Origin of the sequence: Pseudoflavonifractor capillosus (genome assembly GCF_016899775.1) — a bacterium.
In the GTDB taxonomy this organism is placed as follows: Bacteria; Bacillota; Clostridia; order Oscillospirales; family Oscillospiraceae; genus Lawsonibacter.
This window is the reverse complement of sequence record NZ_JACJJE010000032.1, coordinates 1-26,085: the sequence shown is the minus strand read 5'-3', so window position 1 is coordinate 26,085 and position 26,085 is coordinate 1. Positions and strand designations below refer to the sequence as shown.

Annotated in this window: 22 protein-coding genes; 10 read left to right on the top strand and 12 right to left on the bottom strand. The window is 62.0% G+C overall.

Features of this window, described 5'->3' with window-relative positions; genetic code table 11:
• Positions 1–17 precede the first annotated feature (17 nt).
• The 11 genes from fabG to H6B31_RS10600 form a co-directional block, all read right to left on the bottom strand.
• Positions 18–761, bottom strand: a complete 744-nt coding sequence (fabG, locus tag H6B31_RS10650; RefSeq protein ID WP_204898493.1) for a 3-oxoacyl-[acyl-carrier-protein] reductase — start codon at positions 759–761, stop codon at positions 18–20.
• Positions 758–1,696 (bottom strand): ACP S-malonyltransferase, encoded by a 939-nt coding sequence (fabD, locus tag H6B31_RS10645; protein WP_204898492.1) that lies wholly within the window; start codon positions 1,694–1,696, stop codon positions 758–760. Before fabD ends, fabG begins: the two co-directional genes overlap by 4 nt.
• Before the next feature lie 109 nt (positions 1,697–1,805).
• A complete protein-coding gene (locus H6B31_RS10640) occupies positions 1,806–2,744 on the bottom strand; it encodes a nitronate monooxygenase (protein ID WP_204898491.1) in 939 nt (312 codons plus the stop codon).
• Position 2,745: 1 nt separating this feature from the next.
• A complete protein-coding gene (locus H6B31_RS10635; protein WP_204898490.1) occupies positions 2,746–3,705 on the bottom strand; it encodes a beta-ketoacyl-ACP synthase III in 960 nt (319 codons plus the stop codon).
• The gene (locus H6B31_RS10630) at positions 3,702–4,511 is read right to left on the bottom strand and encodes an acetyl-CoA carboxylase carboxyltransferase subunit alpha (protein WP_204898489.1); all 810 of its coding nucleotides are present in this window, start codon (positions 4,509–4,511) and stop codon (positions 3,702–3,704) included. Before H6B31_RS10630 ends, H6B31_RS10635 begins: the two co-directional genes overlap by 4 nt.
• A complete protein-coding gene (gene accD, locus H6B31_RS10625) occupies positions 4,508–5,392 on the bottom strand; it encodes an acetyl-CoA carboxylase, carboxyltransferase subunit beta (protein ID WP_087289769.1) in 885 nt (294 codons plus the stop codon). The genes H6B31_RS10630 and accD overlap by 4 nt, the downstream gene beginning before the upstream one ends.
• Before the next feature lies 1 nt (position 5,393).
• The gene (gene accC, locus H6B31_RS10620) at positions 5,394–6,761 is read right to left on the bottom strand and encodes an acetyl-CoA carboxylase biotin carboxylase subunit (protein WP_204898488.1); all 1,368 of its coding nucleotides are present in this window, start codon (positions 6,759–6,761) and stop codon (positions 5,394–5,396) included.
• A complete protein-coding gene (accB, locus tag H6B31_RS10615) occupies positions 6,761–7,213 on the bottom strand; it encodes an acetyl-CoA carboxylase biotin carboxyl carrier protein (protein ID WP_204898487.1) in 453 nt (150 codons plus the stop codon). Before accB ends, accC begins: the two co-directional genes overlap by 1 nt.
• Positions 7,214–7,243: 30 nt before the next feature.
• Positions 7,244–7,480: an acyl carrier protein gene (acpP, locus tag H6B31_RS10610; RefSeq protein WP_204898486.1), complete on the bottom strand. Its 237-nt coding sequence runs from the start codon at positions 7,478–7,480 to the stop codon at positions 7,244–7,246.
• Positions 7,481–7,744: 264 nt separating this feature from the next.
• Positions 7,745–8,449 carry a response regulator transcription factor gene (locus tag H6B31_RS10605; RefSeq protein ID WP_191342466.1) on the bottom strand — a complete coding sequence of 235 codons (705 nt, stop codon included), beginning with the start codon at positions 8,447–8,449 and terminating at the stop codon, positions 7,745–7,747.
• The gene (locus tag H6B31_RS10600; protein WP_204898485.1) at positions 8,442–9,617 is read right to left on the bottom strand and encodes a sensor histidine kinase; all 1,176 of its coding nucleotides are present in this window, start codon (positions 9,615–9,617) and stop codon (positions 8,442–8,444) included. The genes H6B31_RS10605 and H6B31_RS10600 overlap by 8 nt, the downstream gene beginning before the upstream one ends.
• A gap of 263 nt (positions 9,618–9,880) precedes the next feature.
• On the opposite strand from H6B31_RS10600, the gene H6B31_RS10595 reads away from it, so the two are divergent.
• Positions 9,881–11,593, top strand: a complete 1,713-nt coding sequence (locus tag H6B31_RS10595; RefSeq protein WP_204898484.1) for a glutamine--tRNA ligase/YqeY domain fusion protein — start codon at positions 9,881–9,883, stop codon at positions 11,591–11,593.
• A 77-nt stretch (positions 11,594–11,670) separates the two neighbouring features.
• Here H6B31_RS10595 and H6B31_RS10590 read toward each other — a convergent pair whose 3' ends face one another.
• Entirely contained in the window at positions 11,671–16,086 is a 4,416-nt protein-coding gene (locus tag H6B31_RS10590; RefSeq protein WP_243418991.1) for an acyl-CoA dehydratase activase, read from the bottom strand.
• 954 nt (positions 16,087–17,040) lie between these two features.
• Here H6B31_RS10590 and H6B31_RS10585 point away from each other — a divergent pair.
• The 9 genes from H6B31_RS10585 to H6B31_RS10550 all read left to right on the top strand — a co-directional run bounded on the left by H6B31_RS10585 (position 17,041) and on the right by H6B31_RS10550 (position 26,056).
• On the top strand, positions 17,041–19,716 hold the full coding sequence (locus H6B31_RS10585; RefSeq protein ID WP_430691894.1) for an NYN domain-containing protein: 2,676 nt from the start codon (positions 17,041–17,043) through the stop codon (positions 19,714–19,716).
• Positions 19,717–19,926: 210 nt separating this feature from the next.
• The gene (gene deoC, locus H6B31_RS10580; protein WP_204898481.1) at positions 19,927–20,580 is read left to right on the top strand and encodes a deoxyribose-phosphate aldolase; all 654 of its coding nucleotides are present in this window, start codon (positions 19,927–19,929) and stop codon (positions 20,578–20,580) included.
• 82 nt (positions 20,581–20,662) lie between these two features.
• Positions 20,663–20,794 (top strand): hypothetical protein, encoded by a 132-nt coding sequence (locus tag H6B31_RS17540; RefSeq protein WP_267872920.1) that lies wholly within the window; start codon positions 20,663–20,665, stop codon positions 20,792–20,794.
• 326 nt (positions 20,795–21,120) lie between these two features.
• Complete coding sequence (locus tag H6B31_RS10575) at positions 21,121–21,642, top strand: nitroreductase family protein (RefSeq protein ID WP_204898480.1); 522 nt, start codon at positions 21,121–21,123, stop codon at positions 21,640–21,642.
• Between the two features lie 61 nt (positions 21,643–21,703).
• Entirely contained in the window at positions 21,704–23,041 is a 1,338-nt protein-coding gene (locus tag H6B31_RS10570) for an MATE family efflux transporter (protein ID WP_204898479.1), read from the top strand.
• A gap of 22 nt (positions 23,042–23,063) precedes the next feature.
• Positions 23,064–24,467 (top strand): MATE family efflux transporter, encoded by a 1,404-nt coding sequence (locus H6B31_RS10565; RefSeq protein WP_204898478.1) that lies wholly within the window; start codon positions 23,064–23,066, stop codon positions 24,465–24,467.
• A gap of 65 nt (positions 24,468–24,532) precedes the next feature.
• Positions 24,533–24,955, top strand: coding sequence for a sigma-70 RNA polymerase sigma factor region 4 domain-containing protein (locus H6B31_RS10560; protein ID WP_204898477.1), 423 nt, complete (start codon positions 24,533–24,535; stop codon positions 24,953–24,955).
• Positions 24,948–25,160, top strand: a complete 213-nt coding sequence (locus tag H6B31_RS10555; RefSeq protein ID WP_183776472.1) for a helix-turn-helix domain-containing protein — start codon at positions 24,948–24,950, stop codon at positions 25,158–25,160. The genes H6B31_RS10560 and H6B31_RS10555 overlap by 8 nt, the downstream gene beginning before the upstream one ends.
• A gap of 497 nt (positions 25,161–25,657) precedes the next feature.
• Complete coding sequence (locus H6B31_RS10550; protein WP_204898476.1) at positions 25,658–26,056, top strand: plasmid mobilization protein; 399 nt, start codon at positions 25,658–25,660, stop codon at positions 26,054–26,056.
• The last annotated feature ends 29 nt before the right edge of the window (positions 26,057–26,085 follow it).

Genomic DNA, 26,085 nt, shown 5'->3' with positions numbered 1-26,085 from the left:
TCAATCCTTTCTGCGGCTCAAACCGCCATGCCGCCGTCCACACACAGCACCTGGCCGGTGATATAGGCGGCCTCGTCCGAGGCAAAGAAGGCCACCGCCCGGGCCACGTCCTCCGGCTGGCCCAGCCGGGCCATGGGGATGGTCTTGAGCATGGCCTCCTTGGCCTGCTCGGGCAGAACGGCGGTCATTTCCGTGTCGATGAAGCCGGGGGCCACCGCGTTGACGGTGACCTTCCGGGCGGCCAGCTCCTTGGCCAGGGACTTGGTCAGGCCGATGAGGCCCGCCTTGCTGGCGGAGTAGTTGGCCTGGCCGGCGTTGCCCCGCAGGCCCACGATGCTGCTCATGTTGATGATGCGGCCGCAGCGCTGGCGCATCATGGGGCGGTAGGCCGCCTTGCAGCAGTGGAAGGCCCCCTTCAGGTTGGTGTCCAGCACCGCGTCGAAGTCGGCCTCGCTGATGCTCAGGGCCAGGTTGTCCCGGGTGATGCCCGCGTTGTTCACCAGGATCTGGAGGCTTCCAAAGGCGGAGATGACCTCCTTCACCATGGCCTCGCAGGCGGCGGCGTCGGCCACGTCGGCCTGGATGGCCACAGCCTGGACCCCCAGGGCCTTGCAGGCCTCCACCGTCTCCTGGGCGGCCTTGGCGTTGCCGGCGTAGTTCACCGCCACGTTGGCCCCCTGACGGGCCAGCTCCAGGCAGATGGCCCGGCCGATCCCCCGGCTGCCGCCGGTGACCAGGGCGTTCTTTCCTTGCAGACTCATGTGTCGCTCTCTCCTTTCAGGGCGGCGACGGCGGCCTGAAGCTCCTGGGCCGTCTCCACCGGATAGCACTTGATCTGTTTGGCCGTCTTGCGCACGAAGCCGGACAGTGCCTTGCCCGGGCCGATCTCCACCACGGTGTCCACACCCAGGTCGGCCAGACGGCGGATGGTGTCCTCCAGGTACACGCTGGACTGGACCTGCCGCTCCAGCAGGGCGGGGATGGTGTCCCCCTCCCCCATCTCACGGCCCAGGCAGTTGAACAGGACGGGGATCTCCATGTCGTGGAAGTCCACACTCTTGAACTTCTCCCGCAGGGCGTCTCCGGCGGGGGCCATGAGGGAGGTGTGGAAGGGGCCGCTCACCTTCAGGGGCAGGACCCGCTTGGCCCCCGCCGCCTTGGCCAGCTCCCCGGCCTTGTCCACCGCCGCCGCGTCGCCGGAGATGACGATCTGCCCGGGGCAGTTGAAGTTGGTGCACTCCACCACCCCCAGGTCGGAGGCCTCCTCACAGGCCTTCTTCAGGGCGTCCCGGTCCAGGTTCAGCACCGCGGCCATGCCGCAGGGGCGGCCCACCACGGCCTCGGCCATGGCCTTCCCCCGGAAGGCCACCAGAGAGACGGCGGTCCGGGCGTCCAGCACCCCGGCGCAGTGGAGGGCGGAGTACTCGCCCAGGCTCAGGCCGGCGGTGTAGGCGGGGGTGATCCCCTCCTCCTTGAGCACCGCGGTGACGCCGGCGGCGAAGGCCACCATGCAGGGCTGGGTGTAGCGGGTGTCGTTCAGCTGCTCCTCCGGCCCCTCGAAGCACAGCTGCTTCAGGTCGAAGTCCACCGGGGCGGCGTCCAGCACCGCCCGGAAGGCGGGGTAATTCTCATACAGGTCCCGGCCCATGCCCACGTGCTGGGAGCCCTGGCCGGCATACAAAAAGGCTAGCTTCATGCTTTCCCTCCAAAAAATGTGTTGGTCCTTCCATCCTTCTCCGGGATATCATGGGGAATTTTCCTGCGGTGGCGCACAACATGCGCCCCGACGGAACGGATACGGCTCTTTACAGGCCCATGCCCTCCAGAGTCTTCAGGGTCTGGCCGCACTGGGCGGTCATCTCCTCAAAGATCTGCCGCAGGGGTTTTATTTCGTGAAGCATGCCCGCCACCTGACCGGCCATGACGCTGCCGGTCTTCACATCGCCGTCAAACACGGCCTTCCGCAGGCCGCCCAGGGTGAAGTGCTCCAGCTCCATGCGGTCGGCGCCCTCCTTCTCCTTGGCGATGTAGGCGTTGGTCATCTGGTTGCGCAGGCAGCGCACCGGGGCGTCCACAGACCGGCCGGTGACCACGGTGTCCCGGTCCTTGGCCTTGAGGACGGCCTTCTTGTAGTTCTCGTGGATGGGGCACTCCTCGCTCACCAGCAGGCAGGTGCCCACCTGGGCGCCGATGGCCCCCAGGGCGTAGGCGGCCAGCAGCTGCCGTCCGCTGGCGATGCCGCCGGCGGCGATGACGGGGATGTCCACCGCGTCCACCACCTGGGGCACCAGGGCCATGGTGGTGGTCTCGCCCACGTGGCCGCCGCTCTCGGTGCCCTCGGCGATTACCGCGTCGGCGCCCCGCTTGGCCACCAGCTTGGCCAGGGCCACGGCGGCCACCACGGGGATCACCTTGGCGCCCGACTCCTTCCAGGCGGGGATGAAGCGGGTGGGATCGCCGGCTCCGGTGGTGATGACGGCCACCTTCTCCTCCGCGGCGATGGCGGCCAGCTGCTCCACCTGGGGGTGCATGAGCATGATGTTCACGCCGAAGGGCTTATCGGTGAGGGAGCGGCAGCGGCGGATGCTCTCCTGGAACACCTCGGGGGGCATGCCGCCCGCGCCGATGAGGCCCAGAGCGCCGGCGTTGGACACGGCGGCGGCAAACTCGGCGGTGGCGATGTTGGCCATACCGCCCTGGATAAAGGGGAACTCAATCCCCAGCCATTCGTTCAGCTTCTGCATGTTATTTCTCCTCCTTATCCTGCCACTGGAACAGGGCCCCGCCCCAGGTCATTCCGGAGCCAAAGCCCAGACACATGATCCACTGGCCCGCTTTCAGCAGTCCCTGCTCCGCCATCTCGTCCAGCGCGATGGGGATGGTACCCGCGGATGTATTTCCATAGCGCTCGATGTTTTCATAGCACTTGCTCAGAGGCACCTTCAGACGCCGGGCCACCGACTCCACAATGCGGTGGTTAGCCTGATGGAGCACGTACCAATCCACCTGCTCCTTCTCCATGCCGGCCTTGGCCAGCAGGGTCCGGGCCGCCTGGGGGACGGTCTCCAGGGCGAACTTGAAGACCTCCTGGCCGTTCATGTGGAGATAGCGCTCCTCGCTGCCCATGCCGCCCGACCACAGGATATCCCGTTCTCCCCGGGCGCCCAGGTGGGCGTACCAGGGGGCGTCCTGGGTGGACTTGACCACCACGGCCCCCACCCCGTCCCCGAACAGGATGCAGGTGGAGCGGTCCTCCATGTTGGTGATCCGGCTCAGAAGCTCGCCCCCCAGGATCAGGGCGTAGGGGCGGCTCATCCGGGGCAGCAGGGCCGCCGCCGTCTCCATGGCGTACAGGAAGCCGGAGCAGCCCGCGCTCAGGTCAAAGGCCGGGCAGTCCTCCGGCAGGCGCAGCGCCTGGTGGACCAGGCAGGACTGGGCCGGAGTGGCGTTGTCGGAGGTGACGGTGCCCATCAGGCACAGCCCCAGGTCCTCCGGCCGGATGCCCGCCCTGGCGATGGCCTGGCGGGCGGCCTCCACCGCGAACTGGGTGAGATTCTCCCCCTCCCGGGCAAAGCGCCGCTCCTTGATGCCGGTGCGGCTGACGATCCACTCGTCGCTGGTGTCCACGATCTTGGCCAGATCGTCGTTGGTGACGACGTGCTCCGGCAGCGCCCGTCCAGTGCCAAGGATCTGCAGTCCGTTCATATCTCGTTCTCCTCCCGAACCACGCCCATGGCGCGGAATTTTTGATATCGCTGGGCGGCCAGATCCTTCTCCTTGGACAGCTGGTTCAAATGCCGGGTCAGGGCCTTGTCTACGGCGGCGAACACCGCCTTGGGGTCGTTCTGGGCGCCCCCCTCGGGCTCCGGAATGACCTGGTCGGCCACCCCCAGGCGCAGCAGATCGGCGGCGGTGAGCTTCATCACCTCGGCGGCCTCGTCGGCCCGCCCGGCGTCCTTCCACAGGATGGAGGCGAAGCCCTCGGGGGAGAGCACCGAGTAGACGGCGTTCTCCAGCAGGATCACCCGGTTGCCCACGGCCAGGGCCAGCGCCCCGCCGCTGCCCGCCTCGCCGATGACCACCGCGATCACCGGGACGGTGAGGGAGCTCATCAGGGCCAGAGAGGCGGCGATGGCCTGCCCCTGCCCCTCCGCCTCGGCCTCCAGGCCGGGGTAGGCGCCGGGGGTGTCCACAAAGGTGATGATGGGCCGCTTGAACTTCTCCGCCTGGCGCATGAGGCGCTGGGCCTTCCGGTAGCCCTCAGGGCTGGGCATGCCGAAGTTATATTTCATTTTTTCCTCAAAGGTGCGCCCCTTCCGGGTGCCGATGACGGTCACCGGCTTGCCGTGGAAGCGGGCGATGGCCCCGAAGACACAGGGGTCCTCCCGGTGGAGGCGGTCCCCCTTGCACACAAACAGGTCGGTAAACAGGGCGTTGATATAGTCCATCGCCCCCGGCCGGGATACTGCCCGGGCCAGCTTGACCCGCTGGGCGGCTGTCACGTCGCTCATCTGTGGAAGACCCCCTTTCGATGGAGGGCCAGCAGCTGGGCCAGGGTCTCCCGCAGCTGAGGCCGGGGGACGATCTGATCCACAAAGCCGTGCTCCTCCAGATATTCAGCGCGCTGGAAGCCCTCGGGCAGCTCCTGGCCGATGGTCTGCCGGATGACCCGGGGCCCGGCAAAGCCGATGAGGGCCCCCGGCTCCGCCAGGGTGATGTCCCCCAGGGAGGCGAAGCTGGCGGTGACGCCGCCGGTGGTGGGGTGGGTGTAGACCGCGATGTACAGCCCCCCCGCCGCGGAGAACCGCTCGATGGCGGCGCTGGTCTTGGCCATCTGCATCAGGGAGAGAATGCCCTCCTGCATCCGGGCCCCGCCGCTGGCAGAGAAGATGATCAGGGGCAGCTTGTGCTTCTGGGCGTACTCCACCGCCCGGGTGATCTTCTCCCCCACGGCCACGCCCATGCTGGCCATGAAGAAGCGGCTGTCCAGCACGGCGAACACCGCCTGGTATCCGTCCAGCTTGCCGGTGGCCGCCACCGCCGCGTCGGGCAGGGCGGTCTTCTCCCGCTGGGCGGCCAGCTTGCCCTCATACCCCGGGAAGTCCAGCACGTTGGGGGCGGTCATCTCGGGCCACAGCTCCCGGAAGCTGAAGGGATCCAGCAGCAGAGACAGGCGCAGATAGGCCCCGATGGGCAGATGGTAGCCGCAGTGGGGGCAGACGTATTCGGTTTTCACCAGCTCCTGGTTGGCGCACTCCGCGCCGCAGCCGGGGCAGGTCTGAGTCCCGTTCTCCGGGATGGCCGAGCGGCGGGCGGCGGCCTCGACGGCCTCCTCCCGCTGGCGGCGCAGTCGGTCCAGCCGGTCCCGGCGGGAGCGAAACAGTGGCTGCATATTACTCCTCCTTGTCCCAGTTCAAAAGCTCGTCCATGTGGGCGGGCAGAAAGCCGGTGTCATACTGGCCCTTGATAAAGTCGGGGTGGTACATGATCAGGTGGCAGAAGTCGGCGGTGGTGGGATAGCCGTCGATGATCATCTCCTCCAGCGCCCGGCGCATCCGGCGGATGGCCTCCAGCCGGGTGGGGGCGTGGACGATGACCTTGGCCACCAGAGAGTCGTAGTAGGGGGAGACGGAGTAGCCGTTGTACAGCAGGGAGTCCACCCGCACCCCGGGTCCCCCGGGGAAGTGGAGGAACTTGGTGGTGCCGGGGCAGGGCCGGAAGCCGGCCTTGAAGTCCTCGGCGTTGATGCGGCACTCGATGGCGTGGCCCTGCTGGACCACCTCCTCCTGCGTGACGGACAGGGGCAGTCCCGCGGCGATACGCAGCTGCTCCCGCACCAGGTCCAGGCCGGTGACCATCTCCGTCACCGGGTGCTCCACCTGAATCCGGGTGTTCATCTCGATGAAGTAGAAGTGTCCCTCCTGGTCCACCACAAACTCGATGGTGCCGGCGTTCTCATAGCCGGCGGCCTTCGCGGCGGCCACAGCGGCCGCCCCCATCTGCTCCCGCAGCTGGGGGGTAAGCACCTTGGAGGGGGACTCCTCCACCAGCTTCTGGTTCTTCCGCTGGATGGAGCAGTCCCGCTCCCCCAGGTGGATCACATTGCCGTGGCGGTCGGCCAGGATCTGAAACTCGATGTGCTTGGGGTTGAGGATCAGCTTCTCCAGGTAGAGCTGCCCATCTCCAAAGCAGGCCAGGGCTTCCGCCCTGGCCTCCTCGAATTTGGCGACAAGCTCCTCGGGCTGATCCACCCGGCGCATTCCTCTGCCTCCGCCGCCGGCGCTGGCCTTCACCAGCACCGGATATCCGATTTTCTGGGCGATCTCTACCGCGTCCTGGGCGGTCTCCACCGGCCCGTCTGAGCCGGGCACCACCGGGACGTTGTGCTTCTGCATCAGCTCCCGGGCGGCCGCCTTGTTGCCCATGGCCTGAATCACCGCCCCGGAGGGGCCGATGAAGGCAAGGCCCAGGTCGGCGCACCGCTGGGCGAAGTCCGCGTTCTCCGACAGGAAGCCGTAGCCGGGGTGGATGGCGTCGCACCCCGTCTCTTTTGCCACGGTGAGCAGGGCGTCCACATTCAAATAGCTGTCCGCCGCCTTGGCCGGGCCGATGCACACGGCGTTGGGGGACAGCTGTACGTGGAGGGAGTCCGCGTCGGCGGCGGAGTACACCGTCACCGCGTCCACCCCGATCTCCCGGCAGGCACGAAGGATGCGCACCGCGATCTCGCCGCGGTTGGCGATCAACACACGCTGAAACATTATACCCTCCGAACCCGGAACAGGGGGGCGTCATAGCCCGCCAGACTTCCGTTCTCCACCAGGATCTCCTCGATCACGCAGTCCATGGGGGCGGGGATCTCGCTCATCATCTTCATGGCCTCCAGGATGCACACCGTCTGGCCCTTCTTCACCTGGTCGCCCACCTTCACAAAGGGCTCGGCGTCCGGGCCGGCGGCGGCGTAGAACGTGCCCACCAGGGGGGCCTTAATGTACTCGCCCTCATCCTGAGTCCCATTCTGGGCCTCAGACTGGGGAGCGGGAGCCGCCGGGGTCTGGACAGCGGAAACCGCGGCCACAGCCGCCGCGGGAGCGGCGGCCACAGCCACGGTCTTGTCCAGCTTCAGGCGAGTCCCATTCTGCTCCAGCTCCAGTCCAGTGAGGGAGGAGCGCTCAAAGCGCTCCATCAGCGCGTAAATGGATTCCAGATCCATGGAACAGTCACCTCATTTTAAAATTTTGAATTACTCGGCCTTGCTCTCCAGAGCCTCCAGATAGCGGACGATGTCGCCCACGGTCTTCATGTTGGGGCGGTCCTCATCGGCGATGGACAGACCCAGCTGCTCCTCCAGAGCGATGTTCAGCTCCACGGCATCCAGGGAGTCGGCGCCCAGGTCCTCGGCCAGATCGGCCTCCATGGTGACGTCCTCCATCTCACAGCTCAGGGTATCCACAATGATATCACGTACTTTTTCAAACATAGGAATTCTCCTCTCAAATCTTCTCTCATGGTCCTTCCAATATTTTAGTTAAAATTTTTTAACTAAATATTTCAAGCGTATTGTAACAGGTTTTACCAGAAAGTCAACTGGGATTTTTCACAAACAACATACAACCGCCCGTTTTTTATTTAGCTTCCGGGGGAATTTTCCCGCAAAAAACGTCGATTTTTCCAGAGATAGGGGCAAAACACACATAATCTGGAATCCGGCGCCGCTCCGGGCGGACCGGGCGGGCTCCCCGCCTCAGTCCTCCAGCATCCGGTACCCGATGCCCAGCTCGGTCAGGACATATTTGGGCTCGGAGGGATTCTCCTTGAGCTTGCGGCGGATGTTGGCCATGTTCACCCGGAGGATCTGGTTGCTGCTGCTGCCGTAGGGGCCCCACACGTGCTCCAGGATGAAGTCGTAGGTGAGCACCTTCCCGGCGTGGATGCACAGCAGCTCCAGGATCTTGAACTCGTTCTGGGTGAAGTGGACCTCCTCCCCGTCCAGGAGCACCTGGTGCTTGGCGATGTCCACCGTCAGGTCCTTGATGTGGTAGACGTCCTTCTGGGACCCCTGGCTCAGCCGCAGGCGGTCGGACCGGCGCAGGGTGGTGCGCACCCGGGCCAGCATCTCGGACACGCCGAAGGGCTTGACGATGTAGTCGTCCGCCCCCATGTCCAGGGCCTTCACCTTTTCCGACTCCCGGTCCCGGGCGGAGATGATGATGACCGGGGTCTCCTGGGGCAGGCCGCTGAGCTCCTGAAGGATCTCCATGCCGTCCATGTCGGGCAGCCCCAGATCCAGCAGAACCAGGTCCGGGCTGTGGGAGAAGAACAGGGAGAGCCCCTCCTTCCCGCTGAAGGCCGGAATGGATTTATAGTCGTTGGCGTTCAGCGCCCGGCAGATAAAGTTGCTGATGGTGCGCTCATCTTCGATGACCAGGATCACACGTTTCTCATTCATCCTTTGTTTCCTCCATGGGAAGCCCAAACCGGAACACCGCCCCGCCCTCCGGGTCGTTCCCGGCGGCGAAGAAGCCGTCGTGGGCTTTTATGATACTTTGACACACGGACAGGCCGATGCCCATCCCCCGGGACGAGTCCCCGGACAGGTTGTCCTCCAGAGGCCGGCCCAGCTGCACCGCCTGGCTCACCTCCGGGGAGATGCCCCTGCCCCGGTCCCGCACCTCCACCACAGCCCAGTCCTCCTGCCGGAACAGCCGCAGGCGGATGTGCTCCCGGTCCCCGGAGTGGCGGATGGCGTTCTCCAGCAGATTGACGATCACCTGCTTGATGAGCATGGGCTCCATGGGGAGATACAAAATATCGTCGGACAGCTCCAGGGCGATGGGGCAGTCGGGAAACCGGCGGCGCATGGTGAGCAGGGCGTCCCCCGCCACCTCCTCCAGCATCTCCTCCTGCTTGTTCAGGGGCATGACCCCGTCCCGGATCTTGGTGATGGAGAGCAGGTTTTCCACCATGGCGCTCAGGGAGTCGGCGTCGCTCTTGATGTCCCGCACCAGGGAGGCGCTGCGCTCCGAGGAGGCGATCTCCTCGCTGGACAGCAGCACGGAGGCCGCTCCGGAGATGGCGGTGAGGGGGGTGCGCAGGTCGTGGGACACCGCCCGCAGAATATTGCCCCGGATGGTCTCCCGGTCCGCCTGGAGCTGAATGGCCGCCTTCTCCTCGTTGAGCTTGGCGTTGAGCTCGTAGAGGGCCTTGGTGTCCTGCTCTCGCCGGGTGGCCTCGATGGCCTGGGCCTTGATCCGCCCGGTCAGCGCGCAGATCACCGCGGAGATGGCAACCATGCTGAGCATGGTGACCGGATAGCCGGAGATGCTCAGGGAGAAGGCGCGGAAGGGGAACATGAAAAAGTAGTTGATGCACAGCGCCCCCACCACCGAGGCGGCGATGCCGTAAAAATATCCGTCGGTGAGCAGGGAGATGCACATAATCGCCAGAATAAAAACCAGGTCGGAGTTGTTCTCTCCCCCGGTGTGCCGCAGAAGCTCCCCGCTGATGATGCACGCGGCGCACAGAAACAGCACCGTGGTCAGCAGATTCCGGGGCATCCGCGGCAGGCCCCGGGTCAAGTGAAGATAGCCGTGGTATAATTTGATGAATGGCTTCATCATCCGAACCCTCCCGCCCGCCGGCCCCTCCTCCAGAGCACAGGCCCGCTTTTAACTTATATATTATAACAGGAAGCGGAGGGCGCGTAAAGAGCGGGACCGGAGACTTTTCCCCGGCGGGGGAGGTTTTTTGTCCCGCCTCCCCCGCCGCCGGGCCTCCCCCGAAAATCGCGGAAATTCGGAAGAAAGCCTTGCATACCCGCTGCCATCTGTTGTAAAATAAGCAAGTTAATATCCCACCAAAGAGACAGGAGGGCTAAACTATGGCGGAAGAATTGAAAAACGGCATCCCCGAGAAGGGCGAGCCCGCTCCCAGCCAGAACTTTATCCATGAATTTATCGCGGAGGACATCGCCCCCGGCGGGCGCTTTGCCGGCATGCAGGTTCATACCCGTTTTCCGCCCGAGCCCAACGGCTATCTCCACATCGGCCACTGCAAGGCCCTGATCATCGACTTCGGCTCGGCCGAGAAGTTCGGCGGCATCTGCAACCTGCGCATGGACGACACCAACCCGGCCAAGGAGGACACCGAGTTTGTGGACGCCATCAAGGAGGACATCCACTGGCTGGGCTTCGACTGGGGGGACCGGTTCTTCTACGGCTCCGACTACTTTGAAAAGACCTATGAGCTGGCGGTGGGCCTCATCAAGAAGGGGCTGGCCTATGTGTGCGAGCTCACCCCTGAGCAGTTCAAGGAGTACCGGGGCGACGTGAACACCCCCGCCCGCTCCCCCTGGCGGGACCGGCCCATCGAGGAGTCCCTGGACCTGTTTGAGCGGATGAAGAACGGGGAGTTCCCCGAGGGCAAGTACACCCTCCGGGCCAAGATCGACCTGGAGAGCGGCAACTTCAACATGCGGGACCCGGTGCTCTACCGCATCCGGTATATCGAGCATCACCGCCAGGGCACCAAGTGGTGCATCTTCCCCATGTACGACTTCGCACACCCCATCCAGGACGCCCTGGAGGGCATCACCCACTCCCTGTGCTCCCTGGAGTATGAGGACCACCGGCCCCTGTACGACTGGGTCATCAACAACACCGACGTGCCCAACAAGCCCCGGCAGATCGAGTTTGCCCGCCTGGGCATCAACTACACGGTCATGTCCAAGCGGAAGCTGCGCAAGCTGGTGGAGGAGGGCTATGTGTCCGGCTGGGACGACCCCCGGATGCCCACCCTGTGCGGCCTGCGCCGCCGGGGCTACACCCCCGCCTCCATCCGCAACTTCTGCGACCGCATCGGCGTGGCCAAGAACACCTCCACCGTGGAGTACGGCTTCCTGGAGCACTGCCTGCGGGAGGACCTGAACGAGCACGCCCAGCGGGCCATGGCGGTGCTGCGCCCCATCAAGCTCACCATCACCAACTACCCCGAGGGGGAGAGCGAGATGGTGGAGGTGGAGAACAACCCCAACGACCCCAACGCCGGGACCCGCACCGTGTCCTTCTCCCGGAACCTGTATATCGAGTCCGACGACTTCCTGGAGACCCCCATCCCCAAGTATAAGCGCCTGTACCCCCAGGGCCCCGAGTGCCGCCTGAAGGGGGCCTACCTCATCCGCTGCACCGGCTGCGTCAAGGACGCGGAGGGCAACGTGGTGGAGGTGCTGGCCGAGTACGACCCCGAGTCCAGAGGGGGCAACCCCGCCGACGGCCGGAAGGTGAAGGGGGCCACCATCCACTGGGTGGACGCCGCCACCGCCGTGGACGCCCAGGTGCGGCTGTACGACAACCTGTTCACCGACCCCGACCCCGACGCCGGGGACAAGAACTTCCTGGACTGCCTGAACCCCAGCTCCCTGGAGGTGCTGGAGGGCTGCAAGCTGGAGGCCTCTCTGGCCGGCGCCCAGGCCCCCGCCCAGTATCAGTTCCTCCGTCTGGGCTACTTCTGCGTGGACAGCAAGGACTCCAAGCCCGGCGCCCTGGTGTTCAACCGGGCGGTGAGCCTGAAGGACAGCTTCAAGCCCGGCAAATAACCTTGTCCTTATTTCAAGCTGAAAAAACTCCGCCGCGAGGATGGTTTCCTCGCGGCGGAGTTTTTATGTTCCGTCCATCACATGGCCTTGGCCATGTCGGAGGAGTCCCGCTCCTCCTGCACATCGGGCGTCTGCTTCTGGGCCTCCTTGCCCTTCACGTTCATCACCAGCATCTGGAGGCGGTTCTCCAGGTTGGCGAAGCTCACGTCCGGGTCGTAGTCCAGGGGCAGGATCTGGGCGTCGGGGTACATCTCCTTCAGCCGCTTGGCCACGCCCCGGCCCACCACATGGTTGGGCAGGCAGCCGAAGGGCTGCAGGATGACGAAGGCCCGGCAGCCCCGGGCGGCGTGGTGGAGGATCTCTCCGGGGATGAGCACGCCCTCGCCGGCGTCAAAGGTGTGGTGGATGATGGGGTCGCTGGCGTGCACCAGCTCGGGCAGGCGGGTGGCCCGCTCATAGAGGGGGTGCTCCCTGGCGATGCGGTCGGTCATGGCGTGGGCCGCCTCGAAGATGGCGTCCGCCGTGGCGTACCAGACCTTCTCCCCCATGGGCTTATGGACGTGGTACTCCTTGATCTGGGTGTCCTTGTTGTAGTAGAGCTTCCGGATCACGTCGGTCATGCGGGCCTCGATGATCTCAAAGCCGTTTTTCTCCAGGTAGTCCTCAATGTCGTGGTTGGCGCCCGGGTGGAAGTTCAGCAGATACTCGCCCACAATGAGCACCGTGGGCCGGGGGTTGGAGCGGTCGTACTCCACCCCCTTCATCACCTGGACAGCCTTCCGGAAGCCCTTCTCGGCCCCCCGGATGCCCTGGCGCTCCAGGCCGCCGATGAGCAGATCCATGGCCTGTTCAAAGGCTTTATTTGCGCTGCCCGGCACCGTCTCATAGGGCCGGATCTTTCTCAGAAGCTCCTCCAGCACGTCGATCATGGGCAGGGCGAAGGCGATGCGCATGGAGGCGGCCAGGCTCATGCGGTAGCCCGGGTGCTGGTCGTGGCTGTCCTCCCCGTCGTTGGTGACGATGGGCACCTGGGCAAAGCCCGCGTCGTCCAGGGCCTTGCGCAGCAGAGCGCTGTAATGGGTGAGACGGCAGTCCCCCACATACTTGGCCATGGCCACGGCCACGTGGTCCAGGTCGTACTTGCCGCTGCGCAGGGCGGCCAGAGCCTCGCCGATGACCACCTGGGCGGGGAAGCAGATGTCGTTGTGGACGTACTGCTTGCCCAGGCGGATGGCCTCCTCCCGGCCCACCTCCAGGGGGACGGTGCGCAGGCCGTCCTTGCCCATGGCCGCCGACATGACCCGGCAGAAGGCGTGGGACACGTTGGGGATGAGCACCAGGCGCTTCTTCTTGTCCCGCCTGCTGAACTTCACCGGATAGGGGTCCTCCAACTCCTGGATCGGGTCGGACTTCTCCCGCTCCCGGCGCATGGCCAGGGTCTCCACAAAGGAGCGCACCCGGATGCGCAGGGGCCCCTGCACGTCGCTCTCATCCAGCTTCAGCACCAGGGGGGTCTTGCCCGAGATCTCCCCCATGAGGCGGATGATCTCGTCGGACAGGTAGGCGTCGTGGCCGCAGCCGAAGCTGACGATCTGCACATACTCCATCCGGGGGTCCTGGGCGGCCAGAATGGCAGTGGACAGCATGCGGGCGTGGTAGTTGTTCACAATATCCAGGGCGCTCCGGCTCAGGTCCACCTCGTTGGCGTGGGGCACCGAGTCCACGGTGAGCACCGGAATCCCCAGGCTGGTGAACAGGGCGGGCAGGTCGTGGTTCACCAGGGCGTCGGTCTGGTAGGGCCGGGCGGCCAGCACCACGGCGTAGGTTCCCTGCTCCTCCGCCTGCTTCAGAACCTGCTCCCCCGCCTTGACCAGCTTGTGGCGGAAGATCCACTGAGCCCGGTCCGCCGCCTTGATGGCGGCGTGGGTCTCCTGGGCGGGGATCTGGAAGGCGTCCTCCATGTACTTTGTCAGCTGTCCCAGCCGGTCCTCGTCGGTGTACCAGTGGAACAGGGGGGCGTCAAAGGGGACCCCCCACTGGCGCTCCGGGTCGTCGGAGTTGCGGATGATGAGGGGATAGCCCTTCACCACGGCGCACATGGACTCGCTGGTCTTCTGGGTGTTCTCCGAGGGGACGGTGGTCACCGAGGGCATGAAGATCCGGTCCACCCCCTGCTGCACCAGGTCCCGGATGTGGCCGTGGACCAGCTTGGCGGGGAAGCAGACGGTGTCCGAGGTGACGGCGGACAGGCCGCTCTCGTACATCTTCCGGGTGCTGGGGCGGGACAGCTTCACCTCGAACCCCAGGGCGCGGAAGAAGGTGGACCAGAAGGGCATGGTGTCCCAGAAGGACAGCACCCGGGGCAGGCCGATGACCGTGTCCCGCCGCTCCTTAACCTGGGAGACGGGGTACTCCTGGAAGAGCAGCTTCTCCCGCAGCTGGAACAGGTTGGGAATCTTCTCCTTCTCCTGGTTTTTGGCCTGGAGCTGCTCCCGCACCGCCTCGTCCCTGGGGTCGCCCAGGATCTCGCCCCGCTCGCAGCGGTTGTTGGTCACCCAGGAGCTGCCGTTGGAGAAGGTGATGATGGTGCGCTTGCAGTGGTTGGCGCAGAAGGGACAGGGGGAGTTGGCCTGCTGGGTGTAGGTGAAGTCCTCCAGGGCGTCCAGCCCGATGAAGGTGCGCTCCTGCCCCGCCATGCGCTCCTTGGTGAGCAGGGCCGCGCCGATGGCCCCCATCACCCCGGGGTATGGGGCCCGGATGACGCTGCGGCCGGTGTACTGCTCCAGGGCCCGGAGCACCGCGTCGTTGCGGAAGGTGCCCCCCTGGACCACAATGGTGTCCCCCAGAGAGTCCAGGTTAGAGATGCGGATCACCTTGGTAAAGACATTCTCAATGATGGACCGGCACAGGCCCGCCATGATGTCCCCGGGCAGCTTGCCGTTGCGCTGCTCGGTGACGATGCTGCTGTTCATAAAGACGGTGCACCGGCTGCCCAGATGGGCGGGGTTCTGGGCGTCAAAGGCCGCCTGGGCGATCTGGTCCACCGGAATATGCAGGGAGGCGGCGAAGTTCTCCAGGAAGGAGCCGCAGCCGGAGGAGCAGGCCTCGTTGACCACAATGTTGGTGATGACCCCGTTGGAGAGCCAGATGGCCTTCATGTCCTGGCCGCCGATGTCCAGCAGGAAGGTGGCGTTGGGCACATACTTGGCGGCGGCCCGGGCGTGGGCCACCGTCTCCACCACGTGGCACTCGGCGGAGAAGGCGTTGGCAAAGAGCTGCTCCCCGTAGCCGGTGGTGCCCACCCCCAGGATCTCCAGCTCCGCCCCCGCGCTGCGGTACCGGTCCCGCAGCTCCAGCAGGGCCTTTTTCGCCACGTCCAGGGGCGCCCCCTGGTTGGGGGAGTAGAAGGAGTCCAGGATGTTCTCCTCCTCGTCCATGAGGACGAACTTGGTGGTGGTGCTGCCCGAGTCGATGCCCAGGTAGGCCCGCACCTTCTGTCCCGGGTGGAGCCGGATGGGCTCCCAGCGGGGCAGGGCGTGCTTCTCCTCAAAGGCCCGGCGCTCCTCCTGGCTTTCAAAGAAGGGCCGGCCCTTCTCCCCCTCTCCGGCGGCCTCCTTCACGTGCTGCAGGCCGTCCATGATCCGCTCCGGGCGGATCTGGGTGTCCTGTCCGGCGTACAGGGTCTCCAGAGACAGGGCCGCACCGTAGGCCATCATCAGCTCCGGGCGCTCCGGGACCAGGATGTCCTCGGGGGCGAGCTCCAGCCGCTGGGCAAACACCCGGATCAGGGTGGGGTTGAAGGTGAGGGGGCCGCCCTCGAAGGCCACCGGCTTTTTGATCTCCAGGCCCTGGGCCAGGCCGCCGATGGTCTGCTTGGCGATGGCGTGGAAGGCGGACAGGGCCAGATTCTCCTTGGACACCCCCTGGTTCAGCAGGGGCTGGATGTCGGTCTTGGCGTACACGCCGCACCGGCCGGACACGTCGTAGACGCAGTCCCCCCTGGCCGCCAGGGCGTCAAACTCCTCGATGGACACGTGGAGGATGGCCGCCACCTCGTCAATAAAAGCGCCGGTGCCTCCGGCGCAGCTGCCGTTCATGCGCATGTCCGCCACTTCCAGCTGGCCGGAGTCGGCGTTCTTCCGGAAGAAGATGATCTTGGCGTCCTGGCCGCCCAGCTCGATGGCGGTGCCCACATCCTCATACTTGGAGCGCAGGGCGATGGAGTTGGCCACCACCTCCTGGACATAGGGCACGCCCAGGGCGTCCCCCAGCCGCTTGGCCCCCGACCCGGTGAGGGCCAGGTGGAACTGGGCGTCGGGAAAACGCCCATAAAGCTTCCAAAGAGCGTCGGAGACGCTCTTTACCTGGTCGGCGTGGTGCCGCTGATAGTCGGAGTAGATCACCCGCCGGGACTTTACGTCCAGGGCGGCGATTTTGGTGGTGGTAGACCCTACGTCAATACCAACTTGAAGAATGGTTCTCTCTTTGCTCATGGTTCCCTCGAATTCTTTCATGCCCCGCCTAGGCCTTGTTTGAAAATTGGAAATGTGCCCAACGGCGAGGGATTTTTTTGCCAGACAAGGCGATTTGACGCGGCAATACTTTGTGTATTGCAAGGAAAATCAACGCAGTATGGCGGAAAAAGACCCGCCGTTTGGGCATGTTGACATTTTTCAAACAAGGCCTAAACTCTCAGGCGGTACAGACCGTATTTGGACTGCGCGTCAGGGGGCGCTCCCCTGTTCCTGTTTTATGTATGCTCAGATATCATTTTACATACCTTTTCCGTTAGAATCGCATCAAGGATTTTGTCTCAGGTGTTCAGAAAACGTAAATTTTTGTTTCCTTCAAAAACGGTTTTCCGGCGCTATGATTGTTTAAGCCAAAGAATTTCGGCTGTCAGCCGTCCGCCTTGGGAAAATTGACCACCCCCGCCGGCACGGCGGTGCGGCTCCGAAAATAGTACGTCTGTCTCCGCCGCCCGGTGAAATGGTCCGGTCAAATTTATGTTTTCCCGGGAAAACGCCCCTCATTCCAATACATATTATAATACAAATTTAGGGAGTCCGCAACTGGTTCCTTCTTCCGCCCCCGGAAACCTTGAATTGATTCCCCGACCGGGACATGCTACAATAAAAGCAAACAACACAGGGCCGCCCCAGGGGAGCGGCCCGCAGTTTGCTGAAAACTTCTGTTGAACCGAATCCGCCTCAGTCTGGGCGGGGGAGCTCGAGGGGGCAGCCGCCCGCCTCGAATGGGATCAAATGCCCCGGAAGACTTGCTGCGCAAGGCTTCCGGCGAGGGCGCGAGGACTTTTGCGCCGCTGTGCGGCACAAAAGTAACGGCATTTTCCCGGCTGTCGAAAAAGTTCAAGGACTTTTTCGGCAGCCGGAAGGCCGCCCCATGGGAGCGGCCCCATTTTTGGATGGAATTTTTGCGGATTTAGGATGTTGCGTATGGAACACAAACATTTGACAGTGGGCATTCTGGCCCATGTGGACGCGGGCAAGACCACCCTGTCCGAGGGACTTTTGTACACCAGCGGCCAGCTGCGCCGCCTGGGCCGGGTGGACCACGGGGACGCCTTTCTGGACACCGACGCCCAGGAGCGGGAGCGGGGTATCACCATCTTCTCCAAACAGGCGGTGCTCCCCCTGGAGTCCATGACCATCACCCTGCTGGACACCCCCGGCCACGTGGACTTCTCCAGCGAGATGGAGCGCACCCTCCAGGTGCTGGACTACGCCATTCTGGTCATCAGCGGAACCGACGGGGTCCAGGGCCACACCCTCACCCTGTGGCGGCTCCTGTCCCGGTACCACATCCCCACCTTTCTCTTTATCAACAAGATGGATCTGGCGGGAGCCGACCGGGACGCCCTGCTGGAGCAGCTCCGGCAGCGCCTCAGCGCGGGCTGCGTGGACTTCTCCGCCCCGGAGGATGCGTGGCAGGAGGACGCCGCCGTGTGCGACGAGGGCATTTTAGAGAAGTATCTGGAGACGGGGGTCCTGAAGGACGCCGATGTGATCTCCCTCATCCGGCACCGGAAGGTGTTCCCCTGCTGGTTTGGCTCCGCCCTGAAGCTGGAGGGGGTGACCGAGTTTCTTCGGGGGGTGGAGCGGTACGCCGTCCCGCCCCTCTACCCCTCGGAGTTCGGCGGGAAGGTCTTTAAGATCGCCCGGGACCCCCAGGGGGTGCGCCTCACCTATTTAAAGGTGACGGGAGGCGCCTTGAAGGTGAAGGACCTGCTCACCAACCGCCGCCCCGGCCTGCCCGAGGACCAGGTGTGGGAGGAGAAGGCGGACCAGCTGCGCATCTACTCCGGGGCCCAGTACCGGGCGGCGGACCAGGTGCCCGCCGGGGCGGTGTGCGCCGTGGCCGGTCTGAGCCGCACCCACGCCGGGGAGGGGCTGGGCTTTGAGGGCGAGTCCCCCATCCCCCTGCTGGAGCCGGTGCTCTCCTACCAGGTGAGGCTGCCGGAGGGGACCAACGTGCACACCGCCCTGAAGCAGCTGGGCCAGCTGGAGGAGGAGGACCCCCAGCTCCACATCGCCTGGAGCGAGCAGGCCCGGGAGATCCGCCTGCAGCTCATGGGCCCGGTGCAGCTGGAGGTGTTCACCCGCCTGATCCGGGACCGGTTCGGCCTGGAGGTGTCCTTCAGCACCGGCAGCATCCTCTACAAGGAGACCATCGCCGCCCCGGTGGTGGGGGTGGGCCACTTTGAGCCCCTGCGCCATTACGCCGAGGTCCACCTGCTCTTAGAGCCCGCCCCACGGGGCTCCGGCCTCCACCTGGCCACCGCCTGCCCCGAGGACGTGCTGGACCGGAACTGGCAGCGGCTCATCTTCACCCACCTGATGGAGAAGGAGCATTTGGGGGTGCTCACCGGCTCCCCCCTCACCGACGTGACCATCACCCTCCTCACCGGCCGGGCCCATGTGAAGCACACCGAGGGGGGCGACTTCCGCCAGGCCACCTACCGGGCGGTGCGCCAGGGCCTGATGCAGGCGGAGAGCGTTCTGCTAGAGCCCTGGTACGACCTGCGGCTCCTCCTGCCCCCGGACCAGGTGGGCCGGGCCATGTCCGACCTCCAGCGGATGGGGGGCGAGCTCCAGGCCCCGGAGGTTCTGGGGGACATGACCCTGCTCACCGGCTCCGCCCCGGTGTCCGGCCTCCAGGACTACGCCGCCCAGGTGGCCGCCTACACCCGGGGGATGGGGCGGCTCACCCTCACCCCGGCGGGGTACCGGCCCTGTCCCAATCAGGAGGAGATCGTGGCTCAAATCGGCTACGACGTGGAGCGGGATGTGGAAAACACCCCCGACTCGGTATTCTGCGACCACGGGGCCGGGTACATCGTCAAGTGGGACCAGGTGAAGGCCCACATGCACCTGGACAGCGGCCTGGACCTCGGGGCGCCGGAGGAGGACTCCGCCCCCGCCGCCCCTCCCCCGCCCCGGAAGGGCTCGGTGTACTCCGGCTCTCTGGAGGGGGACGACGAGCTCATGGCCATCTTCGAGCGCACCTACGGCCCCGTCCAGCGCCGGGACTTCCGGCCCCAGGCCAAGCCGAAGCGGCGGGACGAGCTCCCCGAAAAGCAGGCCATCAAGACCCCGGAGGACCTGGGCCCGGAGTATCTCTTGGTGGACGGGTACAACATCATCTTCGCCTGGGACGAGCTGAAAGCCATCGCCCGGGACAACCTGGACGCCGCCCGGCAGAAGCTCATGGACCTGATGAGCAACTACCAGGGCTATAAGAAGTGCCAGGTGATCCTGGTGTTCGACGCCTACAAGGTCCCCCGGGGGACGGGGGAGATCTCCAAATACCACAACATCTATGTGGTGTACACCAAGGAGGCGGAGACGGCGGACGCTTACATCGAAAAGACCACCTACGAGCTCAGCCGGAAGAAGTACCGGGTGCGGGTGGCCACCTCCGACTACGCCGAGCAGATGATCATTCTGGGCCACGGGGCCCTGCGCCTATCCGCCACCACCTTCCACGCCGAAGTGGAGCAGGCCGCCGGACAGATCAACGCCCTGCTCCAGCGGCAGAACAACCGCCTCAGCCGCTCCCGCCCGGTGGCGGCGGCCATGGAGCGGGCCAGAAAACAGAGCTGATTCCTCCCCGTGCTCCGGAATAGGCCCGTCATAAATTGGGTATTCTTGGAATATACTTCTCTGCCTGCCCCCTCTTTCGGCGGCCCGGGGCGGACGGATGCGTTTTTTGGCGATTTTCCGGGTAGACAGACGGGGTGCCGTCCGGTAAAATAGAGGTAGTTTTTGGCTCTTTCGTGGGAACCCCCACGTCTGATAAGGAGGATCAGTGTTATGGATCATAAAGAAGTGCTGAAGCGGGTGGACCACACCCTGCTGACCCAGGCCGCCACCTGGGAGGAGGTCCAGGCCATCTGCGACGAGGGCATGGCCTATGAGACCGCGTCCGTGTGCATCCCCCCCCGCTATGTGAAGCGGGCGGCGGACTATGTGAAGAACCGCCTGAAAATCTGCACCGTGGTGGGCTTCCCCAACGGCTACTCCACCCCGGAGGTGAAGGTGTTCGAGACCGAGGACGCCATCCGCAACGGCGCCGACGAGATCGACATGGTCATGGACATCGGCCTGGCCAAGTCCGGCGACTGGGAGGGCGTGCTGGAGGAGATCAAAGCGGTAAAAGCCTCCTGCAACGGCCACATCCTGAAGGTCATTGTGGAGGCCTGCCAGCTGACCCGGGAGGAAAAAATCGCCGCCTGCCGGGTGGTCTCCATGTCCGGGGCCGACTTCATCAAGACCTCCACCGGCTTCGCCTCCGGCGGCGCCACCGTGGAGGATGTGGCCCTGTTCCGGGAGCACATCAGCCCCGACGTGCGCATCAAGGCCGCCGGCGGCATCCGCACCTTTGAGCAGGCCCAGGCCATGCTGGAGGCGGGGGCCGACCGCATCGGCGCCAGCGCCCTGGTGGCCCTGTACCGCCAGGAGGGGTAAGAAAACCAGACCAGGGGGACAGACTTTCGTCTGTTCCCCTATTTTTGTGTTGGAAATTTAGAAAAAAACGAGGGATTTTTATATGATTCGAGTGCTTTTTGTCTGTCACGGCAATATCTCGAAAAGTCCTGAAAAAGCCTGTAAAATCAGTGGTTCTTTGGAGCAGAAGGGCGCTTACTACACCACTACTACACCATTTTTGAAAGAACCTTGATGTGACAAGTTTCGATATATAAGAACGCAAGCGGCGATATTCCAGAATAGGAGTATCGCCGCTTGCTACATGTAGGTAAGTATGTTCCTTGAGCAAATGCTCATGTGCCATAAAGTAACACAAAAAAACAACAGACAGCCGCCACAATTCCGTAATGATTGATGCTTGACAGTCTCCTGAAAGATCGCTATAATAATAGACGTAAAATTTGAGTGGACTTTTCCGGATTCGGTCATCTTTTTGCCACACAACTGTCTTATGATAGTTGTGTGGCTTTTTTGTTGCCCGTATCTCGGAAGTGTTGGCAGAATGGAGGATGATTTTTTATGGAAAACAACTTCTTATCTCTGATCAAGACGCGCCGCAGCGTAAGGGTCTATAAATCGGAGCCTGTCCCTGCCGAGGCGTTGGACGCTGTACTGGAAGCGGGGACTTACGCGCCTACCGGCGGCGGACGTCAATCCCCCACCATTATTGCAATTACAGACCCCAAATATAGACAGGAGATCGCAAAGTTAAACGCAGAAGTGATGGGGAGCAACGCAGACCCCTATTATGGCGCGCCTGTCGTGGTTTTGGTTCTGGCAGATGGCTCCGCAAGCACCTTTGTGGAAGACGGAAGCTGCGTCCTTGAAAATATGATGCTGGCCGCCCATGCCCTTGGCCTTGGAACCGTATGGGTGCATCGGGAACGCGAGATTTTTGACAGCGAAAAAGGAAAGGCTCTCCTGCGGGAGTGGAAGCTGCCGGAAACCTTGCGTGGTGTTGGGGCGGTTGCATTGGGGTATCCAGCCCAGGAAGCCAGTCAACCCGCAGCACGCAAACAAAACTATATCGTTCGGATTTAATGATCCTGCTGTCCGGCGCAATTTTTTTTGCGCCGGACACTTTGTGGAGAGGAGGGAAAGTATGCAGACCAGTAATAAAATGGCAGTTGCGCCCGTTGGAAAGCTCATTTGGCAAATGTCGATACCGCCGCTGATCTCCATGTTCCTGCAATATTCCTATAACCTAATAGACAGCGCGTTTGTGGCGCGGTTGAGTGAGAATGCGCTGACCGCTGTTTCTCTGTCATTCCCGATTACAACACTGATGAATGCGGCGTCTATCTGGATTGGTGTCGGCGTGAATGTACTGATTGCGGGGTATCTTGGACAGAAAAAGCAGGATGAAGCAAATACCACCGTCACACATGGATTGTTGCTGGCCTTTGGAATTGGTGCTTTGCTCAACCTTCTGTCCTTGCTGATTATGAAACCCTACTTTCGGGCATTCACCAATAATGAAGAAATTTATCAGTTGAGTATCGCCTATATGAGCGTGTGTTCGTTCATGCAAATTCCCAATATGGTGCATATCGCCATCCAGAAGATGATACAGGCCACCGGAAATATGGTTGCCCCCATGTGGTTCCAGATCGCGGGCGTGGTGGTCAACTTTGTCTTCGATCCCATCCTGATTTTTGGGATTGGCATTTTCCCGGCTATGGGAATCCGCGGCGCTGCGGTGGCTACGGTTGCAGGCTATTTGCTGTCCATGATTCTGGCATTTGCTTTGCTGCTGGGCAAAAAGCAGAAAGTGCGGGTAAAAATCAAAGGTTTTCATTTGCAAAAGCAGATGATCCGCCATATTTTTGCCTTTGGCCTGCCATCTTTTATTATGAACGCCCTCAGTTCGTTTATGGTAACCTTCGTTAATCTGTTTCTGGTGGCGTATTCCGATACGGCGATTGCTTTCTTCGGCGCATATTTTAAGGTGCAGCAGCTGATCGTCATGACAGTAAACGGTTTGATCCAGGGTTGTTTGCCAGTTATGCGGTTTAACTATGGCGCAGGCAACAGCGAAAGGCTGCATTCCGCTTTCCGATACGGTACCGCTCTGGTCACCGGCATGATGATACTGGGGACGTTGGCTGTCCTCCTCTTTCCGGCGCAGATTTTGGGATTATTTACGGCGTCGGAAGCCATGCGCTCCTTTGGAATATCCGCTATGCGGATTATGGCGACAAGTTATCTGTTTTGCGGCCTTTCCACCATGATTTCCACCTATTTTCAGGCCACAGAAAAAGTAGGTTTCAGCATGGCAATCCAATTATGCAGGCAGATGCTTTTCCTTGTGCCTGCACTATGGTGTCTGGACAAATTGTTCCATCTGAACGGAATCTGGCTTGCATTCCCTGTCGCGGAAACCGGCACCTTGCTTGTTGCTCTCATAATGATGGCCTGGTATCACCGTAAAAAATCATAACGTGTTCTGCGAAGGAGGAATTATGAACGATACTTTCATGAAAGAGAAACCGGTATTGCCTCTGATTTTATCCATGTCCCTGCCTATGGTGTTATCCATGCTGGTCAATTCCCTCTACAACATTGTGGACAGTTTTTTCGTCGCGCAGATCAGCGAGGAGGCTATGACGGCATTATCGTTGGTTTACCCGGTTCAAAATTTTATCAATGCTGCCGGAATTGGATTTGGCGTTGGGATCAATGCAGTGATCGCCTTCTATCTGGGCGCGGGGGATCATGAAAAAACGGATCAGGCCGCCACGCAGGGACTTGTGCTTGCCGTGATTCATGGCGTTGTTATGACAGTCTGCTGTATCGCCATCATGCCGGTTTTCCTGCGGATGTTCACTTCATCCGAAGCGGTCATTGAACTTGGCGTCCGCTATTCTATCGTTGCGTTCGCCTTTACGCTCATTGTTACCGTCAGCATGGCGTTTGAGAAACTGTTCCAGGCAGTAGGAAACATGAAGACAACCATGATCAGCCTGATGTGCGGGTGCATCACAAACATCGTCTTAGACCCCGTTCTGATTTTTGGCTATGGCCCATTCCCGGAAATGGGAATTGAAGGCGCTGCGCTGGCAACCGGCATCGGACAGGCTCTGACACTGGCGATTTACCTTGTAGTCTATCTTTTGCGGCCAATTCGCGTGCATATCCGCAGGCAGTACATTTTGCCCAGCAAAAAGATGGTCATCAAGCTGTATTCTATCGGCATTCCCGCAACCCTGAATCTTGCACTTCCGTCTCTTTTGATTTCGGCGCTCAATGCGATTTTAGCTGCCTATTCCGAAGTGTATATTCTGGTTTTGGGGATCTATTACAAATTGCAGACCTTCATCTATCTTCCGGCGAATGGCATTGTGCAGGGGATGCGCCCCCTGATCGGCTATAACTACGGTGCAGGGGAGCACAAACGAGTCAGCCAGATTTATCAGATTGTTTTGTGCATGAGCGGTATCATTATGGTGCTTGGAACCGCGATATGTCTGCTGATCCCCGGCCAGCTGATAGGGCTGTTTACCCACACGGAAGCGACGATCCAGGCCGGGGAAACTGCCTTGCGCATTATCGGGGCCGGATTTATCGTCTCGGCGGTTTCTGTTACTTCTTCCGGCGCATTGGAGGGGCTGGGGAAAGGCACGCCCTCCTTACTGATTTCTCTTTGCCGGTATGTAGTGGTAATCATCCCGGCTGCGTTTTTACTCAGCAGGTTTCTCGGAGCGGTTGGCGTCTGGAATGCGTTTTGGATCACGGAAGTGATTACTGCGATCATATCCATTTACGTTTACCGCAAGGTAATAGCAAAGCCAGCCGAGCCAGTCAACGGTCAAGATGAACGGCGCATACGCGCCGCCGTTGACAGCCCCGCCCGCCTTTGCAGATAGGCAATCAAGGGGCGACAGCAAGGAGTGCTGCCGCCCCGCACTATTATCAGAGAGGGGGAATTTCCATGACCGACTTTGAAGCCTATCAGGAGTACATCCAGCGCAAGCACAACGCCTTTTGTAAGGCAGTAATCCGCTATGCTGCCCGCGATAAGATTTTGCAGCTTCGCCGGAAATGGGAGCGGCAAATTTCCCTTGACTATCTGATGGACGAGAAGTTTGTCCAGTTTGCCGGGCCGGAGCCGGACGAGGAATACCCCTTTACCGTCTGCGGCCAGACCGTCCTGCTCTGTAACGCCGCTCTTGCCGCCGCGCTCTCCGCCCAGCCAAAGCAGACACAGGAAGTGATTTTTCGCTACTATTTCCTGCGCCAGCCGCAGCGAGTGATCGGCGCACATATCGGCCGGACACGCAGCACAGCGGGGCGGCATATCCAGCTTGCCTTGCGGCGGCTGCGCGAGGAAATGGAGGTGTGCCGGTATGAGTAAGTTGCTCCCTTATGAAACAATCGTCAAAGCCCATGAGGGCGACCCGGAAGCCGTGAACGCCGTCCTGCGCCACTACGCCGGATATATCCGCTATTTCTCCAAAGTGAACGGGCAGGTCAATGCCGAGGTGGAGGACTATGTGAAACAGCGACTAATTGACTGTCAATTCAAGTTCCGGTTTGACTATCCGCCGGACGAGCCATAAATCTGAATACCTGCCGCCTACTGGCGGCAAGCGAAAGCAGTAAGTCTTGAAAAAGATTTGCTGCTTTTTTTGTTTGACCGGTTCTGTTTTCGGCCATTTTGACCCTTTCAAGTTGGAGTAGTAAGTGAGGGAGAAATTTTTGCCCCGGCATTTGGCATTCTTGATTATTGTCCGTGGTAGAGGGCAAAGAGAAATTTTGAAAAATCCCCGTCCAACGGGTAGCTGGCAGCCTTTCAAAAGTATCTTTGGCGAAAGGAAAAAAGACCGTCCGCAGCGGGCCGGAAGCCCCGCCCTGTCCGTTCTATGTGCGAAAGAACCAGACAGGGGCAGTCTGCGGCAGTTACAGAGCAAGTTTCTACCACGGTGCCAAAATCCGCAATTCTGCGGTTTTGCCCCTCGCGGGAAACTTGTTGGGGAGTGCCTTCCCCAAACCCTGCTTTGCGGCTTGCGCCGCTTATCCCCGCCGCGCTCATGAGGCAAGAAAGGAGGTCACGACCATGCGAAAGAAATACAACACGCCCCACCGCAGCCGCGTTGTGAAAACCCGGCTGTCCGAAGAAGAATACGCCGACTTCACAGCGCGGCTTGCGCCCTATGGTATCAGCCAGTCCGAATTTCTCCGGCAGGCGATACGGCGCACCGCTATACGCCCTATTATCCATATATCAACGGTCAATGACGAACTGCTTTCCGCTGTCGGGAAACTCACAGCCGAGTACGGCAGGATCGGCGGCAACCTCAACCAGATTGCCCGGTATCTGAACGAGTACGGCGTACCCTATAACGCGCTGTCCGGCGAGGTACGCGCCGCCATAGCCGACCTTGCCGCCCTCAAGTATGAAGTCCTAAAGAAAGTAGGTGACGCGGTTGGCAACACTCAAGCATATCAACTCTAAAAACGCCGACTACGGAGCCGCCGAACAAT

Excerpts from the sequence above, each read along its gene's own strand:
- fabG (WP_204898493.1), bottom strand. The coding sequence starts at position 761 with ATGAGTCTGCAAGGAAAGAACGCCCTGGTCACCGGCGGCAGCCGGGGG.
- H6B31_RS10585 (WP_430691894.1), top strand. The coding sequence starts at position 17,041 with ATGTTGCGTATGGAACACAAACATTTGACAGTGGGCATTCTGGCCCAT.
- H6B31_RS10590 (WP_243418991.1), bottom strand. The coding sequence starts at position 16,086 with ATGAGCAAAGAGAGAACCATTCTTCAAGTTGGTATTGACGTAGGGTCT.
- H6B31_RS10575 (WP_204898480.1), top strand. The coding sequence starts at position 21,121 with ATGGAAAACAACTTCTTATCTCTGATCAAGACGCGCCGCAGCGTAAGG.
- H6B31_RS10565 (WP_204898478.1), top strand. The coding sequence starts at position 23,064 with ATGAACGATACTTTCATGAAAGAGAAACCGGTATTGCCTCTGATTTTA.
- fabD (WP_204898492.1), bottom strand. The coding sequence starts at position 1,696 with ATGAAGCTAGCCTTTTTGTATGCCGGCCAGGGCTCCCAGCACGTGGGC.
- H6B31_RS10595 (WP_204898484.1), top strand. The coding sequence starts at position 9,881 with ATGGCGGAAGAATTGAAAAACGGCATCCCCGAGAAGGGCGAGCCCGCT.
- accD (WP_087289769.1), bottom strand. The coding sequence starts at position 5,392 with ATGCAGCCACTGTTTCGCTCCCGCCGGGACCGGCTGGACCGACTGCGC.
- H6B31_RS10635 (WP_204898490.1), bottom strand. The coding sequence starts at position 3,705 with ATGAACGGACTGCAGATCCTTGGCACTGGACGGGCGCTGCCGGAGCAC.
- H6B31_RS10630 (WP_204898489.1), bottom strand. The coding sequence starts at position 4,511 with ATGAGCGACGTGACAGCCGCCCAGCGGGTCAAGCTGGCCCGGGCAGTA.
- H6B31_RS10640 (WP_204898491.1), bottom strand. The coding sequence starts at position 2,744 with ATGCAGAAGCTGAACGAATGGCTGGGGATTGAGTTCCCCTTTATCCAG.
- H6B31_RS10555 (WP_183776472.1), top strand. The coding sequence starts at position 24,948 with ATGAGTAAGTTGCTCCCTTATGAAACAATCGTCAAAGCCCATGAGGGC.
- H6B31_RS10600 (WP_204898485.1), bottom strand. The coding sequence starts at position 9,617 with ATGAAGCCATTCATCAAATTATACCACGGCTATCTTCACTTGACCCGG.
- accB (WP_204898487.1), bottom strand. The coding sequence starts at position 7,213 with ATGGATCTGGAATCCATTTACGCGCTGATGGAGCGCTTTGAGCGCTCC.
- H6B31_RS10560 (WP_204898477.1), top strand. The coding sequence starts at position 24,533 with ATGACCGACTTTGAAGCCTATCAGGAGTACATCCAGCGCAAGCACAAC.
- H6B31_RS17540 (WP_267872920.1), top strand. The coding sequence starts at position 20,663 with ATGATTCGAGTGCTTTTTGTCTGTCACGGCAATATCTCGAAAAGTCCT.
- H6B31_RS10605 (WP_191342466.1), bottom strand. The coding sequence starts at position 8,449 with ATGAATGAGAAACGTGTGATCCTGGTCATCGAAGATGAGCGCACCATC.
- deoC (WP_204898481.1), top strand. The coding sequence starts at position 19,927 with ATGGATCATAAAGAAGTGCTGAAGCGGGTGGACCACACCCTGCTGACC.
- H6B31_RS10550 (WP_204898476.1), top strand. The coding sequence starts at position 25,658 with ATGCGAAAGAAATACAACACGCCCCACCGCAGCCGCGTTGTGAAAACC.
- acpP (WP_204898486.1), bottom strand. The coding sequence starts at position 7,480 with ATGTTTGAAAAAGTACGTGATATCATTGTGGATACCCTGAGCTGTGAG.
- accC (WP_204898488.1), bottom strand. The coding sequence starts at position 6,761 with ATGTTTCAGCGTGTGTTGATCGCCAACCGCGGCGAGATCGCGGTGCGC.
- H6B31_RS10570 (WP_204898479.1), top strand. The coding sequence starts at position 21,704 with ATGCAGACCAGTAATAAAATGGCAGTTGCGCCCGTTGGAAAGCTCATT.